This window comes from Bifidobacterium sp. W8103, assembly GCF_016100775.1.
In the GTDB taxonomy this organism is placed as follows: Bacteria; Actinomycetota; Actinomycetes; order Actinomycetales; family Bifidobacteriaceae; genus Bombiscardovia; species Bombiscardovia choladohabitans.
In genome coordinates this window covers 73105-91654 of the sequence record NZ_JACFRV010000002.1, presented here as the reverse complement: position 1 = coordinate 91654, position 18550 = coordinate 73105, and the positions used below count along the sequence as shown (strand labels likewise).

The window sequence follows — 18550 nt, the reverse complement described above, 5'->3', positions numbered from 1 at the left end:
TTTTCCGTATTGAGTTATGCGTTCCCGCCGGCAGGCGCGAACATTCTCCATGATAGGAGACACCACGGTCATTGTCGCCGGGAGACCTCGGGCGTGTCGCAGGCAGGGATTCCGGCGGCCCGCTCGGCGGTTTCGACCACATTGACCAGGAGCATGGCCCGGGTCATGGGCCCCACCCCGCCGGGATTGGGCGTGTAGGCGGCTGCGGAAAACCTGGCGGCCGGATCGATGTCGCCCTTGATCCGCCAGCGCCCCTCCTGCTGATCCCGGATCCGGGAGACGCCTACATCCACCAAGACAGCACCCTGGCGAACCTGGTCCGGGCCGACCAGCCCGGCTCGTCCCACGGCTGCGATGATCACGTCAGCCCTGCGCAGGTGGGCATCGATATCCCTGGTGCGGGTATGGCAGAGGGTCACGGTGGCATCCACCCCGCGGTTGGTCAGGAGCAGTCCGATGGTGCGGCCCACGGTCAATCCCCGGCCCAGCACGCAGACCTCCTTGCCGGCCAGGTCAATCCCGTAATGGTCCAGCAGATACAGGATCCCCCGTGGAGTGCAGGGCAGTGGGGTCCGCACCCGGCCGTCGGTATGCAGGACCAGCTGGCCCAGGTTGTATGGATGCATGCCGTCGGCATCCTTGGCCGGATCGATACGATCGATGATCTCAGTGGGATCCACGCCCTCGGGCAAGGGCAGCTGGACGATGTAACCGGTGCAGTCGGGATCCTGGTTGAGCTGATCCACTGCAGCGAGAATCCGCTCCTTGCCGGCATCGGCGGGCAGATCAATCCTGATCGACCGGATGCCCACCTGGCCGCAGTCCCGATGCTTGCCCTCGACATATTTGAGCGAGCCGGGGTCCTCCCCCACCAGGATGGTACCCAGGCCGGGAGTGCGTCCCATGGCCGTCAGCCTCGCCACGCGAGCGCGCAGGTCCTCTTTGAGTTCCGCAGCCGCCGCCTTGCCGTCCAGTTTCACTGCAGTCAATACATCTCCATCATTCAAGCGGGCGCAAACCCTTGTCGAAGTCGTCTGGGCCAGCCTAGCGCAGATTCCTCCCCGACCGGAAGCTCCGTCCAAGGGCCGGTACAGGAGGACTCGACTGCTGAAGTTGCGCGCTGTCCCCTCCCCAACAATAATGAGAATCATGCTCAATAAGAGCAGGTTCACCTTGTGAGCCCTTGCAGGAAAGGAAGCCATGGATACGGACACGGACAGCACATCCACGCAGGCCTGCATCGTCTTCGACCATGCCGCCATCCGCCGATCCGGGCGGCTGATCTGGTCGGAGGGGACCTTCACCATTCCTGCAGGGACCGTGACAGCCATCGTGGGCACCAACGGCACCGGCAAAACCAGTATGATGCAGGCAGAGCTTGGTCTACTCCCCCTGGATGCAGGAAGTCTGCAGGTCCTGGGACAGCCGGCCGGCCAGGCCAACGACCGCATCGGCTACGTACCCCAGAGCTACACCTCTGACATCGACTCCAACCTGACGGCCGAGCAGTCCGTCCTGCTGGGGCTGACCGGCACCCGCTTCGGCATCCACCCCGTCACCCGGCAGGACCGCGAGCGCGCCGGAAAGGCCATGCGCTTCGTCGGTGTGGAGGACAGGGCCCACCTGCGCCTGTCCCAACTCTCCGGCGGCCTGCGACAGCGGGTGGCCATCGCCCAGGCCCTGGTCTGCGATCCTGACCTGCTCATGCTGGACGAGCCCCTGGCCAATCTGGACCTGGCCGGACAGCGCGCCACCGTCCACCTGCTGGCCCAGCTCAACAGCCGTCTGGGCATGACCATCCAGGTGGTGGCCCATGACCTGAACATGCTGCTGCCTGTGCTCACCGGGGCGGTCTACCTGCTGGACGGGCATCCCCACTACGCCCGCATGGACGACGTACTGGACTCGGATCTGCTCACCCACCTCTACGGCACCAAGGTGGAGGTGGTCACCACTCCCCAGGGGGACATGTTCGTGGCCCCCGACATGGATGAGCCGATCGGACCCGTCCACAATCGCTACCAACCCAGCCAGGTGGCCCGCCTGCACGGGGCGGACCGGGAAAGGACCTCATGACAACACCAGTCTTCGACCCCCATTGGACGGAGATCCTCGCCGCCCCCTTCATGCGCAACGCCATGGTGGCCGGATTGTGCATCGCCGTGGCCGCCGGAGCCATGGGCTATTTCACCATTGCCAGGCACTCCACCTTCGCCGCCCATGCCCTGGCCCACATCGGTCTGCCAGGCGCCACAGGGGCCGTCCTGCTGGGGCTGCCGGTCTCTGCCGGCATGGGTCTGTTCGCCCTGGGCGGGGCGTTGGTCATCGGAGCCCTGGGCAAACGGGCCTCCCAGAGGGAGATCGCCACGGGCACGGTCCTGGCTTTCGCCACCGGTCTGGGACTCTTCTTCGCCAGGATGTCCAGCTCGGCCTCCCAGCAGATGCAGGCCATCCTCTTCGGATCCATCCTGACCATCACCCTGGGCCAGGTCGTCGGCTTCATAATCTTCGATGCAATCCTGCTGATCCTGCTGGCCCTGATCTACCGGCCCCTGCTTTTCAGCTCCCTGGATGAGCAGGTGGCCCAGGCCCGTGGCGTGCCCATCGGGCTGATGAACCTGACCTTCATGGCCATCATGGCCGGTGTCATCACCATCGCCGTGCCGGCAGTGGGAACCCTGCTCATCTTCGCCCTGGTCGTCACCCCGGCGGCCACTGCCAACATCCTGGTGGCCTCTCCCCTGCGGGCCATGCTCCTGTCGGGACTGATCTGCCTGGCTTCCATCTGGGGAGGCCTGGTGATTTCGGCCATGGTGCCAGCCCCTCCAAGCTTCGTCATCGTGACCCTGTCCACCCTCTTCTGGGCTCTGGCCAGGGGGTGGGCGGCCCTGCGCACCTGATGCCGGTCAGTCCACCAGGGCGGTGGCCATGACGGCGATGCCCTCGTCGTGACCAGTGAAACCCATGCCATCGGTAGTGGTAGCGGTCAACCGAACCGGTGCACCAACAGCCTGGCTCATGGCCTGCTGGGCCAGGTGACGACGGGAGGAAATTCTGGGACGCTGTCCGACGATGACCAGGGAGGCGTTGAGCAGCCTGCGACCGTGTTCATGCAGGCAGTCCATGGTCTTCTCCAGCATGTCCGCCCCATGCATGCCCGCTCCGGGGGACTGTGATCCCAGGCCGAACAAGGTGCCGATGTCGCCCAGGTCGGCGGCTGACAGGATGGCATCAATCAGGGCATGGGCGGCCGCATCGCCGTCAGAATCGCCCAGCAGGCCGGGGGTTCCGTCATTCCAGGACAGGCAGGCCAGCCAGAGGCGACGCCCGCCGGTCGGGTCGAAGCGATGGGCGTCAAAGCCCAGTCCGACGCTTGGATGGCCCATGACCGGATCCGGCCTCAGCGCTTGGCCTTGGTCTTGCCCTTGGCCTTGTTCTTGGCGGCTTCCTGGGCCACCCGTGCCAGGGTCTTGGAAGCCGGCTCCTTGGGGGACTTGGTATGGTGCTTGTCGTCGCCGGGCATGGGCTCCGCATAGCCCAGGTTGACGTCCAGCAGACGCTGGGCCTCGTCCTCGTCCAGCTTCTCGGACAGGGCGATCTCGGAGGTCAGAATCTTGCGGGCCTTGATCAGCATCCGCTTCTCGCCCGCCGAAAGTCCATGCTCGTCCACGTCACGCTGGGAGAGGTCGCGCACGACCTCGGCGATCTTGTTGACCTCGCCGGTGGCGATCTTCTCCACGTTCAGCTTGTAGCGGCGGGACCAGTTCATCTCCTTCTCCTCGACCACCGGGGTGCGAAGGATCTCGAAGACCTTGGCCACCGCCTTGGCGTCGACGATGTCCCTGACGCCCACCTTGGCCGCGTTCTCGACGGGGACGTTGATGACCAGCCCATCAGAGGAGAGCACGGAAAGCTGCAGGTACTTGCGGGTGACGCCCTTGACGGTCCGTTCGGTGATGGCATCCACCCTGGCGGCCCCATGACGCGGATAGACGACCATGTCACCGACCTTGTAACCCATATGTCCTCCAGAACGAGTCGATAAAATACCATATAATAATGTCATTGCGCATGGACTTGCCGACGGGGCTCGGAGGCGACGCGATTCTCTGCGAGCACACTTCCCCTGGAGGCTCTGAAGACTATTCTGGAAGAAACGACGGTGGTGGAACGAATGTCGGCAAGGCTCCACCCCGCATGACGAGCATCGTTTTGCGGATCAGTGATCGAAGACAGAGGTAGGCATGATCAAAAACACAAGCCGCTACACTACACCCAGCACCATCCTGGTGGTTGAGGACGAACCCACCCTGGCCACCGCCATCGCCCAACGCATCACCGCCGAAGGGTGGACGGCACGGGTGGCCTCGGACGGTGCCAGCGCCGTGCAGGCCGCGTCCCAGATCAAACCCGACCTGATCATCATGGACATCATGCTGCCCGTCATGGACGGACTGGAGGCCACCAAGCGGATCGTGGCCGAGCGGCCGGTGCCGGTGCTCATCCTGACCGCCCGGGACGACGAGGCCGACAAGGTGACCGGTCTGGGCGCCGGGGCCGACGACTATATGACCAAGCCCTTCTCCATGCGCGAGCTGATCGCCCGCTGCAAGGCCCTTCTGCGCCGGGTGGAGCGGGCCAAGGTCATCGCCAAGAACTCCGAGAACGAGAAGGTGCTGGACTTCGGATCCCTGGTCATCGACCCGGCCCAGCGCATCGTGACCCTGCGCGGGGAACAGATCCACCTGACCCCCACCGAATTCGACCTGCTGGCCACGCTGGCCCGTCGGCCCAAGTCCGTGCTCACCCGCGAGAAGCTGCTGGAGGAGGTCTGGGACTGGGTGGATGCCTCGGGCACCAGGACGGTGGACTCCCACGTCAAGGCCCTGCGCCACAAGCTGGGCTCCCAGATGATCCGTACCGTGCATGGGGTGGGCTACGCCTTCGAACCGCCCGAGGATCAGGAACAGGACCAGGACCAGCGGTAGCGGCCACGGATGCACGCCATGAGCAAGGACGGCAGAAGCCGGCGTAAGGGGCCCGGTCTGAGTGCGCGGGTGGACCGCGAACGGCCCATCGGATCCTTCGCCTCGTTGAAGGTGGAGCTGAGCGTCCTGATCATCATCTCCACAGCCATCGCCTTCGTCATGGCCTGGTTCCTGCTGAAAATGGGCTGGAGCGGCTGGATCGCCATGCCGCTGACCCTGGTGGTGGCCCTGGGGATCACCTACTTCTTTTCCCGAGGGCTCACCGCCCCCCTGCGGCAGATGCGGGATGCGGCCGAAGCCATGGCCGACGGGGACTATACGGTCCGGGTCCACGCCACCACGACCAGCCATGACGAGGTGGGGCTCCTGGCCCAGTCCTTCAACGAGATGGCCGAGGAGCTCCAGCATGCCGACCAGATGCGCCGGGACATGGTGGCCAATGTCAGCCACGAGCTGCGCACCCCCGTCTCGGCCCTGCAGGCCATGGTGGAGAACATGGCGGACGGGGTGACCGAGCCCACGCCAGCCAACCTGGAGGGGATTCTGGAACAGACCCACCGGCTGTCCGACCTGATCGCCTTCCTGCTGGACCTGTCGCGGATGGAGGCCGGTGCCGCCAGCCTGCAGATCGAGGACTTCGACTTCGGGGATTTCATCGACGAGACCCTTCAGCCCCTGGCCATAGCCGACGCCGGGCACGCCCACGACATCCAGGTTGATCTGGAGAAGGGTCTGAGGATGGAGGGCGACCAGGACCGGCTGCGCCAGCTCTTCACCAACGTCATCAGCAATGCACTGAAGCACTCGGCCGACGGCACCACGGTGCTGATCCAGGCCCACGAGGACCGGCAGCAGGAGGCCATAGTCACCAACGTAGTCAACTTCGGCTCGCAGATACCCCCCGAGGCCCGTACCGACATCTTCCGGCGCTTCGTCAAGGGCAAGGCCGGGCCTGGTACGGAGTCCGGCGGCACCGGGCTGGGGCTGTCCATCGCCCGCTGGGCGGCCCAGCTGCATGGAGGCCAGGTACAGGTGGTGGACGATCCGCGCGGAGCGGACTTCGAGATCACCCTGCCCAGATATCACCGCGAACCCGACGAGGACGAGGGGGACGGGAGCCGCTCCGGCGGTTCCGACGCGCCGCATTGACGGGGAGGCGCACTTCGACTCATAATGAAATCGAACATTTGTTCGAATGCCATCGAGTTCGAGGTGTGCCATGGTCGCTACCATTCATGGGTCGCCGGATGCGGCCCCTGCTTCCCTGCCGGAGTGCCGGGTCGATGCCCTGAGCCTCTTCCGAGGACACCCCAGCCCTGTCCCCCAGGCCCTGGAGGCCGTCCACGCCGGCTTCCCCTCAGTGGCCCAGGACTACTTCAGCGGCGACTTCAGCTTCGACCAGAACGTCATCGTCCACCCCGACTCCACCTTCATCATCCATGTGGCCGGCGATTCCATGACCGGCGCCGGCATCTTCGATGGGGACCTGCTGGTGGTCGACCGTTCCCTGGAGCCGCGCGAAGGGGACATCGTCATCGCCATCCTGGACGACGAGCTGCTGGTCAAGCGGCTGGCCAGGCGCAAGGGAAGGACCATGCTGCGGGCCGAAAACCCCGCCTACCCCGACTTCATGCCCCAGGAGGGCGAGGAACTGGTCATCTGGGGGGTGGTCATCGGCAACTACCACTGGCAGCGGGTGGATACCAAAGGCGAATCCCGGAGCGGCTCTCCCCTGCCTCAGGTCACCTATCCCGGACACACCCCGCACGGGCGTGGGCGCACGACGGGAGGTCAAGGCCGGAGGCCCGTCTACCCTTCCACGGGCTGGGGCTCGGTATGAGCGCGCAGAGACCGGCCTATCCTGCAGCCGGGACCGCTCTGACCAGTCAGGTGGTCCTGGCCGACGCCAACTCTTTCTTTGCCTCCTGCGAGGCTGTCTTCGACCCCTCCCTGGCTGACCGCCCGGTGGTCGTGCTGTCCAATAACGACGGCTGCGTGGTGGCCCGCAACCGCCCGGCCAAGGCCCTGGGCATCACCAACGGCACACCCTGGTTCACCATTCGCGAACGGGCCCTGCAGGACGGGGTGGTGGCCCGCAGTTCCAACTATGAGCTCTACGCCAGTCTCTCCAGGCGCATGATGGCCATCATGGCCCATTTCCTGCCCAACCAGGAGGTCTACTCCATCGACGAGTGCTTCATGGACAGCATCTGGAACGACAAACACACCGTCGAAATCTGCCGGGAGCTGCGCGCCGCGGTCCTGCGATCGACCGGCATCCCCGTCAGTGTGGGTGTGGCGCCCACCAAGACCCTGGCCAAGGTGGCCAACCACTGGGCCAAGGACCATCCCTCGACCGAAGGGATCACCCTCTGGAGCCAAGTAGAGGCCCAGTACGGCGATCAGGCTCTGGCATCAGTGCCCGTCGACCAGGTCTGGGGGGTGGGCCGACGGCTGACCGGCAGGCTCATGGGCATGGGCATCACCACCGCCCTGGACCTGCGCGATGCCGACCCCTCACTGATCCGTCACCGGTTCTCCGTCATGCTGCAGCGCACCGTGCTGGAATTGAGGGGACGGCCCTGCATCGAGCCCGAGACGGATGCCGCCAGGGGCGTGCGCACCAATCAGATTCTGTGCTCGCGCATGTTCTCCCACCCCATCGAGGGCTACGCCACCCTGGCCCAGGCATTGAGCATCTACGCCCAGAAGGCCTGCCGCCGTCTGCGTCGACAGCATGGTCTGTGCGGAAAAGTGCAGGTCTTCTGTTCCACCAGTCCTTATGCACCCCAGCAGTTCTGCGCAGCCAGCAGGACCGTCGTCCTGGAGGATCCCAGCGACGATCCCCTGGTCATCGCCGGCGCAGCCAGCCGGGCGCTCAAGGGCCGTGTGGATCCGCACGCCCGCTGGATCCGGGCCGGGGTGGTTCTACTGGACCTGACCGATGCTGACCACTTCCACACCCTGGAAGGCCTGGACGCAGCCCGGGACACCCGTGGCCTGGGGGACGTCCTGGAGGATGCCACCCGCCGTTTCGGTCCCTTCCGGGTAGGCGTAGGCTACGGTGGCATCCGCGGCCAGGGCCGGGGCGATGAGGATACGGGTGCCGACTGGGCCATGAACCGGGGCATGCTCTCCCCCCGGTCCACCACCCGCTGGGATGAGATGGCCGTGGCCCGGGCCCGCTAGAGATCCTCATGGCCTGGAGGAACGGCCGCCAGAGCCAGGGCGGCCAGGGGCAGGGCGCCTGCGGCCTCCAGGGCACGAGCGCACTGGCGGATGGTGGATCCCGTGGTGATGATGTCGTCCACCACCAGGACAGGATGGTCGACCAACTGCGATGGATCCGCAACTGTAATCCGGCCCGCCAGCCGACGCGAACGGTTCCGGCGGCCGCCCGCCTGGACAGACTTGGTTCTCACGGAGTCCATGATCAGTGCCGGCTCCGCCCGGGCGTCCAGACCCTGCCACTGCAGGGCCTGGACCAGAGACAAAAGGATCGGCTGCAGATGAACCCTCCCCCGCCTCCGCAAGGAGGCAGCCGAGGAGGGGGCGGGAACCACCAGAATCGCCTTCGCGGGCTTGGACCGGAGCAGGGGATCGATCAGCCTGGACAGGACCGGAGCCAGACCGGCCATGACCTGGCCCAAGGGTCCATCCAAGGGCCGGTTGTCATGGTCCTTCCATGCCAGAATGATTCGCCGGACGGGTCCGCGATATGGAGCGCATGCCAGGGCCAGACCAAGGGCATAGGCGGGCGCAGGCACCAACAGGGGCCGGAAGAGCAGAGATCTGCAAGAGGAGCAGAGCAGAAAGTCAGGGCGATCGCAGCCGGCGCAGGCCCGAGGAGCCAGCAGGTCCAGGGCCGAGCTGGCCACGGCTGAGGCAACAGCACAAACCGCCTGTCGGAATCGGACGGATGCCAATGAAAGGTTGCGCATATAGCCCAGCCAACCCTCAAGTGCAGAGGATAGGCAAGCAGGGGAAGACCATGTGCATGAACGGGCCAGCTGTTCACAGAATCGCTGTTCACAGAATTGTCTGCAGACAGGTTCAGGCCAGGTCAGCCTCCAAGGCCCGGATCAGGTCCAGTGCATCGGCCGGATTGTGCACACGCAGAGCCATGGCCCCGGCCTCAGCCGCCGGATAGTCGTTGCCGTCCGGATCCATCCGGTCGCCCACGAAGGCGATCTGGCCGACTTCCACGCCCAGTATCCTGGCCAGGGAGGTCATGGCATAGGCCTTGTCGATGCCCTTGGCTGAGATGTCCACGCTGGTGGAGCCGCCGGAGCGCACCTGCAGGTGGGGCAGATCGGCGGCCACGGCCCGGGCCAGGGCATCCTTGCGGCTGTTGTCGGGATCCCAGGCCTCCTTGGCTTCCACGGGCGCCTGCTGACCCAGGGCGGAGAAGGTTATCTGGCTGCCGCGATCCTCGATGCGAGGCCCCCAGACCTGATCCTCCCAGTCGCCCAGCTGCTTGGCCCTGCGCTCCAGACTGGCCTCGGCGGCCTGCCGGTCCTGGGCACTCAGGTCGTGCGCGTAGACGCAATTCCAGCTTCCGTCCTGCCAGCGGTAGTAGCGGGTGCCACTGGTGGGCATCAGATGAAGCTGATCGAAACGGGTATCGTCGGGCAGGGCATCCAGCACCTGGTCGCGGAACTGGCTGAACCGTCCGCCCGAGACGATGGCCACGGGCCTGAGCCGGGTCAGGGCGGCGAAATGGACGGCCATGGTCTGGTCCATACGGGTCTTGGACAGCGCCAGAGTATTGTCCAGATCGAAGGCCAGCATCCGTGCCCGTGCGCAGATGGACCCTATGTCCTGGCTGCCCCACCAGGCCACGTTCATCGCACCGTCCTCCGCCATGATTGCTCCCATCCACTTGTCGATCATCGCTCCATGCTACAAGACACCCTGAATCGAAACTGCCACCGAGTTGAGGGGCTATGGTGAGTGTCATGATCAACGATCAGCCGCCTTGGGCCCGCACCGTCTATCGGGACAGCCATGGCCGGGGGATCCGTCGGCCCACCTTCGGCACCCGCCTGCCCCGCTATCGCACCAGGTGTGGAATCTTCGACGATCTGACCGCAGCCCAGATCCGGCGGCTGGGCGCCGGCTGGCCTCAGCTGGTCAAACCTGTCCAATTCGCGGTCGAGGATGTGCCACCCTCCGACCCCACCCCCTGGGAGGACAGGTCGGACCTCTTCTCGCGCAGTTTCCCGGCAGGACGTGGCATCCCCGCCAGGATTGTCCTATACCGAATGCCAATCCAAAGCAAGACCCGGGACCGCACCGAGCTGGAGCTGATCATCCGCGACGAGCTGGTCCTGCAGCTGGCAGACCTCTACGGGCGCGACCCCGAGGAGATCGACCCCATGTGGGGACGCTGAGGGCCGAATCTTAGGGCAGGACGGTGGAGTCGGGGCCGGAGCGGATCACGGTGGTGGTGGGCATGAGCCCGTCAGGGACCATGACCGCCAGACCGGCCAGGCCAGCCTGGTTGACCGCGTCCACACTCAGGCGGGCGTTCCAGATCAGCCGTGAGGAGCCATGCCCAGATTCCTCATTCAGCCGCACGGCGGCCACCTGATCGCCCAGATCGTGAGTCGAAAGCTCGCTGGCTCGACCCGCCTCAACAGTCAGTGAGCGCTCTTCCAATTTGTTGCCCTTGTCATCGAATCCAACCAGTTCGGCCTTGACCGGATTCGCCGATGGGTTGACCAGGGTCAGCGCAGCCTGGGCAGGCTGGGATATGGTCAGGGCCGAGGATGCTGCAGCAGTCCCCGCAGGAATCAGAGCCAGGTCGGACTGCGACTGGTCCTGACTGCCCTGGCCGGTCACCTGCAGGACCGCTCGCACAGGCCGGTCGGCATGCACGTGCAGAGCCAGCTTGCCATCGGGCACGCCGCCAAGATCCACCGCCGTGGCCTGAGAACCCTCCAGATCCACCCGTCGCAGGGATTGCTGACCGCCTTCATCCACCCAGGACAGGTCCACCGCCGTGGCATGGGAGCCCTGAAGAAGCAGGGTGGCCTGGTCTGCACCTCGCAGGCCGGCAATGACCAGATCACGGCCTGGAGCCGGCAAGGCAGCCATCTGATCCGACCCGCGTGGATCAAGCCCCGACATGACATTGACGGAGACCGACATGGCCACCGGGGCCTGGGAGCTGCGAGCCCGGACGTAAATGGCCTGCTGGCCAGGAGCCGCCGCAGACAGATCGTATGAGGCATGGCCGCCGGGAGCCACGGTCATGGTCTTCCCTGTCTCCAGGGACAAATGGCCCGAGGAGTGCGAACCCTGGACCTCAATACTGATCACCGTGGCTTTGGATGACGGATTGTAGGCCACCAGCCGTTGGGTGGTCCCTCTGCTGGTGGCGGGCAGCAGGAAGTCCGCATTCATGACGGCCCGGGGGCAGGCCAGCGCCTGAATCCCCCTAAGATCGCCCTTGGTGGCCCATGAGACCATGCCGACGGCAGCCCCTGTGCCCGGCTGGGACTTGAGCATCCGGGAATCGAAGGCTGTTGCCGAGGCACCGGGATCGAGCGATGCGGCCATGGCCTTCTGCCCGTCCAAGAGATCAGGATCAGTCACCGTGGTGCGTTGCCCACCCCCCATTGGAGTCAGGCTGGAACCGCCGATGGATCCGAAGGCGGCAGCAGTGACACGTGAGCTCAGATCGCCCTCCGATGCCTTGAACTGGTCATCGCCGACCTTGTCCTCGTCCGCTACCGCCAGGCGGGCCGGACAGTAGGCCGCCACCTCCCGCTGGCTGACCCGGCTGGCTACGACAGTCGAGCCCTTGGCCCCATCGGCCAGGGAGGCAGGAGGCGTCCAGATCAGCAGCGCTGCAATCAAAACCGCCACCAGGGGTGCCGTGACCAGAGCGGCCACCAGGGATCCCTTGCTTCGTCCACTCATAGTTGCTCCCCTCCGAAATAGCCCGGACGCGGCAGCGCCACCAGGCAGTATCCCAGCAGGATCAGACCCAGGGTCCACAGCCAGACCCTCCTCCAGGTGCTGGCCTCTGCTTGATCGACCCCGGCCATATCAACGCCCACATCCTTGCCGGACTGCGAGCTCAAACGGAAATAGGTTCCCTGGGCGTTGGCCACCACCAGCTGCGCGCCATCGCTGGCAGTGATGTTGGATACCAGGTCATCGTTGGGCGTGGACCCCAAGCCCGCTGCCCCGGAACGGTCGACGGGCACGTAGATTCCGCCGAAGCCCAGGTCGGTCACCGCGGCTACGGCCTTGGAGTCGGCATTGGCCATCAGAGACGCCGCCGAATGCGAGAGGACATCCTCGCCGGTCATCCGCCCGCCGTTCACCCGCTGGGCACGCAGGGCAGGCGAGGCATCGATCAGATCCCCTCGTGAAGTGTGCAGACCGGTGTAGGCCACGCGGCCATGGGAGGGCGAGGTCAGCACCAGCACCCGGTGGGATGGATCCTTGTCAAGGTAGTCCACCGCGACTGCCGGAAGCTGTCGGCCGTCAGCCGACAGGGGCCCGCCGGCAGGCGCAGCCAGACCGGCCACCGCCACGCCTGCAGTGACCAGGGTCAGGAGCAGGCCCAGGAGGAGCCTTAAAACCCTTCCGCCACCACCGACTGCAACCGCTGACGTCGGGGATGACTGCGCAGGAGGCAGGGGCGGACGATCGGCATCGTTGTCGGGGGCCTGGTCATGCCCGGGAGCAAGGGGCGAGAAGGGACGGACGGCCCTGCCTGCCAGGAGGCCCAGACACGTCAGCAACCCCATGAAGGCCATCATCACGCCGGGCAGGACTGAACCAGCCACTGGACCTGTTTCATCCAGACCTGTGCAGACCGCCTGCGAGACCAGCGCCAGGACCAGACCCAGCAGTACCGTGATCCACAGAATCCTGGCCGCCTTGAGCACCCGAGGCACAACCAGGGCAACAAAGGCCAGCAGGGCAACCGCCAGCAGACAGCAGACCAGGGTGACCGGACGCCAGAGTTCAGCCCGCCACCTGATAGGCCACAGAGCCGAAACATCCAGGCCCAGCAGACGGGCCAGCATCTCCCCCAGGCTCCCGGTTCGAGGCTGGCCAGTCAGGTCTGCCGAAGGAACCATCAGGTCTGCGAAAAGCTGCCTCCAAAGCCCATCCTTGGCATGATGCAGGGAGTTGACCAGGGTGGGTGCCAGGGCCAGCACCGAAGGCAGGGGCATCAGCAGCAGCATGATCCGATGGGAGGGCACCAGGCAGATCGCCATGATGAAGAGCGGAATCATGGCCAGTATGAGCTGAGGTTCGGCTGCCAGGACCGGCAGAAAGCAGATGGAGGCCAGAGCCGCCTGCTGCACCGAAGCCTTGGGGTGCACGGGAGCCTCGGTCTGATACAGCCCCACGGCCTTGAAAACGAAGGCAAAGGCAGCGGGCATGAAGGCCATGACCGTCAGCATGGGCAGCTGCAGACCATCCACCATGCCCAGGGCGAATGCCAGGCTAGCCCAGAGCAGCCCCAGCAGGACGCGGATGGGATTGGACCTGGTGACCACGCCGACCAGCGCCCAGAAAGACAGAGCGGCCAGTCCCGTCTCTGCCAGGAGCATCAGGGCCATGGCCTGGGCCACATGACCGCCGGTGAGCAGAGCGAAGGGCAGAAGGACCAGAAGGAAGGGGGCAGGAACTGCGGGCTGTCCCACGCCCCCGGCCCAGGACCAGGAGGTGGTTGCCGCCTCCAGCAGGCGGGACCAGTCGGCTCCCGACGAGGGCAGGGAGGGCGCATGGATGGCCCCTCCTGAGAAGATGGCACGACACAGGGGCCAGTGGGTGGCCACCAGGGCCACCAAGACGGCCAGGGTCATGCCTGTCGCCCAGGCCAGGCGACGCAGAAACTGCCGGCGCAGATGGGCCAGGGCTAGGTGGCTGAGCATGGGGTGCTCCTGCTGGTCGCGGAAGGCCTGCCTGCGCTGCCGCCACTGCCGGATCTGCTGACCGTTGGCCTGAAGAACGTCCAATCGACGGGGACCGCCATGGCAGGCGGAAGTCAGACGGCGACGCATGGTCAGCAAGGCTGCAGGACGAGCCAGGATCCGCCAGGGCGCACACAGACGGCAGAGGGCCCTGTAGGGCCGCTTGCCGATAAGATCAACGACCGTGAACCACAGTGCCGCCAGGGCCCGCCAGAGCCAGACCAGGAGCCACCAGGGCAGGGCAAAATCGGTCAGCAGGTAACGCTCCCGAGCCAGTATGGGGCCCATGGAGGCATCCAAGCGGTGGTCGGGCTGCACCGGCCGTCCATTCCGGTCGCGCAATCCGCTCAACCGGGCGCCGGCATGGGCCATCCGGGCGCCGGGCACCACCACCACACGTCCGCCGGACAGGCAGATGCGGCGGCAGAGATCGTCGGCCTGGCCGAAAGTGCCGGCCCAGGCACCCGGTCCGCCCAGGTCCTTCATGGTCTGCATGGGCACCAGGGCGCCGGCCAGGCTCACCGCGAAGACATCCTGACGCGCGTCATACTGTTCCTGGTCGGGCTCGCTGTCCACTACCAGGCCAACCGTTCGGTGACGATAGGCATACCGACCCACGTCCCGCAGGCCCTCGCCCTGCCAGTCGTACTGCTTGGCGCCCAACAGGGAGGCAGTGGGATTGCTGTGCCAGGTGTCCACCAGCTGATCCAGGCAATGATTGTCCAATGGACGGCAGTCGTCGTGCAGAAGCCAAAGTGCTCGAACCCGACCAGGCAGACGGGCATAGCCAAGCGCCTTGTCCACGGCATCGCCGAAGGAGGAGGCGCCCCGGGCGCGAACCACCTGCACCTCCATCCGCACTGGCCCGTCCACCGGGAATTGCGCATAGAGAGGCTCCACAGTGGCCCCCGAGCAGTCCGCGATGATCAGAAGGCGCGGCAAGAGGCTCTGCCGCAAGAGGGCACGCAGGGTGTCAGGCAGGTAGGTCAGGTCATGCTCGACGGTGATCACCGCAGCCACCGCATCCTCAACATGAGGGCTGGCGGCAGGCGAACATTCGTTCATGACTGCAGAGAGTACCTGCCGGACATCCTGGGCTTGAGGCGCGACGAAACTCATGCGTTCCAGTCTACGCAATCCAGGTCACCGGATGCCCCGCTCGGGCACCTGCGGCGATTCAGACCTGACGCTGCGCGCGCATCCTCTTCTTGTAACGGCGGCGCTCCCGTTCGCTCATGCCGCCCCAGATGCCAAAGCGCTCGTCGTGTTCGACCGCCCAGTCCAGGCACTGCTTGCGGACGGTGCAGTCGGCGCAGACCCGTTTGGCCTCCTGTGTGGAGCCTCCCTTGCCCGGGAAGAACGCCTCCGGGTCGGTCTGTGCACAGAGCGCCTCGCTCCGCCAGGATGGTCCGATGTTGACCTCGAACCATTGCATCAGCGGCGTCAGCCTGTTTTTAGTTGTATTGCTGTATCGAGTGTCTACAAAACCACTCATAGCGACCCCCCAGTCCCTAGTGTGTTTACACACTTTTATTACAGACACTGCCGGGGTCTTCTGTCAACCCCTAAATGCCTGCAAGCGCAACTAAGCGACACGTTGAGGGATTCGTATCGCCCCAAGAGGAGCTGCGGATGGGGGTCAGACTATACTGTGACTGGTTCAAGCACGCGCCAGCGCCATCCCGGTTCTTCCCGCCGGAATGGCCCCTACAGCGACAGCCGATGAGGAAGGCATACCATTGACGTCCCCAACCAGAAAGATGGGTCTGCCCAACATCAAGGCGGGCAGGAACGGCAAACCCCAGCACAGCGACGGGTTCCGCAGCAGCCACTCCCTGCGCACGGGCATCTGTCTGGCCCTCACCTTCGTTCTTTGCTTCCTGGCCTCGACCGTGGCAGCCTTCTGGACAGACATCAATGGGCATATGCACGTGCTCGAGCCCATCAACCTGACCCAAGCCCACAAGGCCCCGGAAGACATCTACAAGGGCAAGACCCTGAACGTCCTGGTACTGGGCCAGGACACCCGCGACGGCAAGGGCAATTCGGAGGTGGGCGGCAGCGGGGACGGCCTGGAGGAGAACCACCAGTCCGACACGGCCATGGTGGTCCAGATCGCCGCCGACCGCTCCTATGTGAACGTGGTCTCCATCCCCAGGGACTCCATTGTGAACGCCCCGGCCTGCGTCACCAGCAAGGGCGAGACCATCCCGGCCCGCCGACAGGTCATGTTCAACTCCATCTTCGCTGAGGGCTACAACCAAGGCGGCGATGCGAATTCGGCCGCCAGCTGCTCCCTTGCTGCGGTCCGCTCCCTGACCGGCCTGGACATCCAGCAGTTCGTGGTGGCCGACTTCAACGGATTCAAATCCATCATCGACGCCCTGGGCGGGGTCGACGTATGCATCCCCAAGGACACCAAGGACAGCTACACCGGCATTGATCTGAAGCGCGGCCTGCACCATCTGGACGGGACCCAGGCCACCGAGTACGCCCGCATGCGCCATGGCACCGGCGCCGACGGATCGGACATTATGCGCACCACCCGCCAGCAGTACCTGATCAAGAGCCTGGTCAACGAGGCCAAGAACGTCGACATTTATTCAGACCTTCCCAAGGCCTACCGCCTGGCCACCACCTCCATGTCCACCCTGCAGCTGAGCGAGGGTCTGGGCAGCTTCCAGACCCTGCTGGGCCTGGGCAACTCGCTCAAGCACATCGACACCGCGCACATCTACGCCCGGACCATACCGGTCAAGGAATGGTCCCAGGACCGCTACCGGGTGGTATGGACCGAGCAGGCCGAAACCATCTGGCGTCTGCTGCGCCAGGGCAAGCCGTTGACACAGGCCAATGAGGAAGCCGAGACAGCCTCCTCGTCATCCACCTCCTCCTCGGACAATCAGACCCAAGGCACCCAAAGAGCACAGGGCAAGGCCCAAACCCGGAGCAGGAACTCCGAAACACAGTCCCCCACCCAGACCCCCTCCGCTTCCGCCACCGCTCTGCCCGATCCGGATCCGCGCACGGGACTGATCACCATGCCCAATAAGACCCTGATTGATCCAAGCACAGGCGGAATCGTCGATCCGAACGACGGGACCATCAAGGACGCGAACACCGGACAGTACATCGGCATGGCCGACCGCTACCTGTTCGCCACGGTCTGTGCGGTTCCGGCGCAGAGATAGCGGATTGACTCTCTCGGGTCGTTCAGACATGCTATTGCTTGCCTAGTCGGCCAAAGCTATGGAGGTTGAAGGCATGCGGACTGGTTCAGACCAAGGCGGACAAGAGCAGGAGCCACCAAGCTTCATGCCCTCCAGGCATCGTCGTCCCGAAAGTGCTGCCAGCGCTCCCGCCGCCTCGTCCAGGCACAGCCGCAGACAGCAGGAGCTTCCAAGCTTCTCGCCTTCCTCAAGAGGCGCAACTCAGCCGAAGCAAGTCGGCAGGACCCGAACAGCCAGACGCACCAGCGGCTCCTCGCGGACCACGCCCAGACCAGCGGCCCAGCCTGCTCCCAGTGGGAACGGCTGGGGTAACGGCGGTGGTCGAGGCAATCGGGGCTTGCGTTCCGGTACCGCCCTGGCCCATAAGCATCCAGTGCGCAGGTTCATAGGCATACTGCTGCTGATCATCCTCTTGGCTCTGGTCGTACTAGCAGGCGGCGGATGGTTCTGGATCAACGCCAGACTCAACCGCGAGCAAATGCTGACGGACGCCCCGGGCTCTGGAGCCACCACCTGGCTGCTGCTGGGGTCGGACCAGCGTGACGGCTCCCCGGGGGCCGGCCAGGATACCAGCATCACCGGTTTCCGGACCGACACCATCCTGGTGCTGACCAAGCCCCGGCACGGGGCCGCTTCCCTGATTTCCGTCCCCCGTGACTCCCTGGTCAAAGAGGACGGGAGATACATGAAGATCAACGCCGTGGCCTACACCTCGGGCTATCGGTCCCTGACCAGCCAAATTGAGGACATCACCGGCCATAAGGTCGACCATGTGGCCCTGATCCGCTTCGGAGGCCTCAGCAAGGTGGTCGATGCCATGGGTGGCGTCAAACTCTGCTATGACGCCGATGTCAACGACGCCAGATCAGGCATGGTCTGGTCCAAGGGCTGCCATCAGGCCGATGGCGGCATGACCCTGGCCTTCACCCGCATGCGCTACTCGGATCCCAAGGGTGACTTCGGGCGGGCCGAACGGCAGCGTCAGGCCATCTCAGCAATCACCTCCAAGGCCCTGCAGCCTTCGGTCCTGCTCAATCCCGTCACGGCCGGCAAGGTCCTTTCTGCAGGTCTGGATTCCCTGGTGGTGGATGAGCGGGCCAACGCCATAGACCTGGTGCGCATGGTCCTGGCCTTCCGCAGCGCCAGCGGCCCAAAGGGCGTCACCGGAAGCCTGTATTGGACCAACCCCAACTACTTCCCCAACAGGCGAGTCGGCTCCACCGTCCTGCTGGATCAGGCCCGCAACACCGAGCTGTTCGACCAGCTGGTTCAGGGCAGTCACGACCCGGGCACCGTCGGCGGCAACTGACAGCACCACCTGGCAGGCACCGTCCACGTTCGACCACATGCCAGGTTCGCCCTGGCATTCAGGCACCGGACCTTTCAT

17 protein-coding genes are annotated in these 18550 nt (G+C 65.2%); 9 read left to right on the top strand and 8 right to left on the bottom strand.

Annotated elements, in window-relative coordinates:
• Positions 1-68 precede the first annotated feature (68 nt).
• A complete protein-coding gene (locus H3U90_RS07135) occupies positions 69-989 on the bottom strand; it encodes a bifunctional methylenetetrahydrofolate dehydrogenase/methenyltetrahydrofolate cyclohydrolase (RefSeq protein WP_198177694.1) in 921 nt (306 codons plus the stop codon).
• 211 nt (positions 990-1200) lie between these two features.
• On the opposite strand from H3U90_RS07135, the gene H3U90_RS07130 reads away from it, so the two are divergent.
• Together H3U90_RS07130 and H3U90_RS07125 are read left to right on the top strand one after the other, a co-directional pair.
• On the top strand, positions 1201-2076 hold the full coding sequence (locus H3U90_RS07130; RefSeq protein WP_198177693.1) for an ABC transporter ATP-binding protein: 876 nt from the start codon (positions 1201-1203) through the stop codon (positions 2074-2076).
• Complete coding sequence (locus tag H3U90_RS07125; RefSeq protein ID WP_198177692.1) at positions 2073-2900, top strand: metal ABC transporter permease; 828 nt, start codon at positions 2073-2075, stop codon at positions 2898-2900. The genes H3U90_RS07130 and H3U90_RS07125 overlap by 4 nt, the downstream gene beginning before the upstream one ends.
• Before the next feature lie 6 nt (positions 2901-2906).
• Here H3U90_RS07125 and H3U90_RS07120 read toward each other — a convergent pair whose 3' ends face one another.
• Both H3U90_RS07120 and H3U90_RS07115 read right to left on the bottom strand, forming a co-directional pair.
• Complete coding sequence (locus H3U90_RS07120) at positions 2907-3386, bottom strand: 2-C-methyl-D-erythritol 2,4-cyclodiphosphate synthase (protein ID WP_198177691.1); 480 nt, start codon at positions 3384-3386, stop codon at positions 2907-2909.
• A 14-nt stretch (positions 3387-3400) separates the two neighbouring features.
• Positions 3401-4021 carry a CarD family transcriptional regulator gene (locus H3U90_RS07115; protein ID WP_198177690.1) on the bottom strand — a complete coding sequence of 207 codons (621 nt, stop codon included), beginning with the start codon at positions 4019-4021 and terminating at the stop codon, positions 3401-3403.
• 223 nt (positions 4022-4244) lie between these two features.
• On the opposite strand from H3U90_RS07115, the gene H3U90_RS07110 reads away from it, so the two are divergent.
• From H3U90_RS07110 to H3U90_RS07095, 4 genes are all read left to right on the top strand, one after another.
• Positions 4245-4988 carry a response regulator transcription factor gene (locus tag H3U90_RS07110; protein WP_198177689.1) on the top strand — a complete coding sequence of 248 codons (744 nt, stop codon included), beginning with the start codon at positions 4245-4247 and terminating at the stop codon, positions 4986-4988.
• A 9-nt stretch (positions 4989-4997) separates the two neighbouring features.
• A complete protein-coding gene (locus tag H3U90_RS07105; protein ID WP_415873749.1) occupies positions 4998-6137 on the top strand; it encodes a sensor histidine kinase in 1140 nt (379 codons plus the stop codon).
• Positions 6138-6207: 70 nt separating this feature from the next.
• Positions 6208-6828: a LexA family protein gene (locus H3U90_RS07100; protein WP_198177688.1), complete on the top strand. Its 621-nt coding sequence runs from the start codon at positions 6208-6210 to the stop codon at positions 6826-6828.
• Positions 6825-8177 carry a Y-family DNA polymerase gene (locus tag H3U90_RS07095; RefSeq protein ID WP_198177687.1) on the top strand — a complete coding sequence of 451 codons (1353 nt, stop codon included), beginning with the start codon at positions 6825-6827 and terminating at the stop codon, positions 8175-8177. The genes H3U90_RS07100 and H3U90_RS07095 overlap by 4 nt, the downstream gene beginning before the upstream one ends.
• Here the strand turns inward: H3U90_RS07095 and H3U90_RS08415 are convergent.
• Positions 8174-8866: a ComF family protein gene (locus H3U90_RS08415; RefSeq protein WP_198177686.1), complete on the bottom strand. Its 693-nt coding sequence runs from the start codon at positions 8864-8866 to the stop codon at positions 8174-8176. The two genes, H3U90_RS07095 and H3U90_RS08415, sit on opposite strands and share 4 nt — an antisense overlap.
• 175 nt (positions 8867-9041) lie before the next feature.
• Positions 9042-9881: an HAD-IIB family hydrolase gene (locus tag H3U90_RS07085; protein ID WP_415873748.1), complete on the bottom strand. Its 840-nt coding sequence runs from the start codon at positions 9879-9881 to the stop codon at positions 9042-9044.
• 65 nt (positions 9882-9946) lie between these two features.
• Between H3U90_RS07085 and H3U90_RS07080 the strand changes: the two genes are divergently transcribed.
• A complete protein-coding gene (locus tag H3U90_RS07080) occupies positions 9947-10381 on the top strand; it encodes a metallopeptidase family protein (RefSeq protein ID WP_029678500.1) in 435 nt (144 codons plus the stop codon).
• Positions 10382-10391: 10 nt separating this feature from the next.
• On the opposite strand, the gene H3U90_RS07075 is transcribed toward H3U90_RS07080, so the two are convergent.
• The 3 genes from H3U90_RS07075 to H3U90_RS07065 are packed head-to-tail and all read right to left on the bottom strand — an operon-like array spanning position 10392 to position 15368.
• Positions 10392-11915 carry a DUF5719 family protein gene (locus H3U90_RS07075; protein ID WP_198177685.1) on the bottom strand — a complete coding sequence of 508 codons (1524 nt, stop codon included), beginning with the start codon at positions 11913-11915 and terminating at the stop codon, positions 10392-10394.
• Positions 11912-15052, bottom strand: a complete 3141-nt coding sequence (locus H3U90_RS07070; protein ID WP_198177684.1) for a glycosyltransferase — start codon at positions 15050-15052, stop codon at positions 11912-11914. Before H3U90_RS07070 ends, H3U90_RS07075 begins: the two co-directional genes overlap by 4 nt.
• A gap of 58 nt (positions 15053-15110) precedes the next feature.
• Positions 15111-15368 (bottom strand): WhiB family transcriptional regulator, encoded by a 258-nt coding sequence (locus H3U90_RS07065; RefSeq protein WP_029678496.1) that lies wholly within the window; start codon positions 15366-15368, stop codon positions 15111-15113.
• A gap of 325 nt (positions 15369-15693) precedes the next feature.
• On the opposite strand from H3U90_RS07065, the gene H3U90_RS07060 reads away from it, so the two are divergent.
• Both H3U90_RS07060 and H3U90_RS07055 read left to right on the top strand, forming a co-directional pair.
• A complete protein-coding gene (locus H3U90_RS07060) occupies positions 15694-17124 on the top strand; it encodes an LCP family protein (RefSeq protein WP_232341318.1) in 1431 nt (476 codons plus the stop codon).
• Positions 17125-17197: 73 nt separating this feature from the next.
• On the top strand, positions 17198-18472 hold the full coding sequence (locus tag H3U90_RS07055) for an LCP family protein (protein ID WP_232340679.1): 1275 nt from the start codon (positions 17198-17200) through the stop codon (positions 18470-18472).
• Positions 18473-18550: the final 78 nt, after the last annotated feature.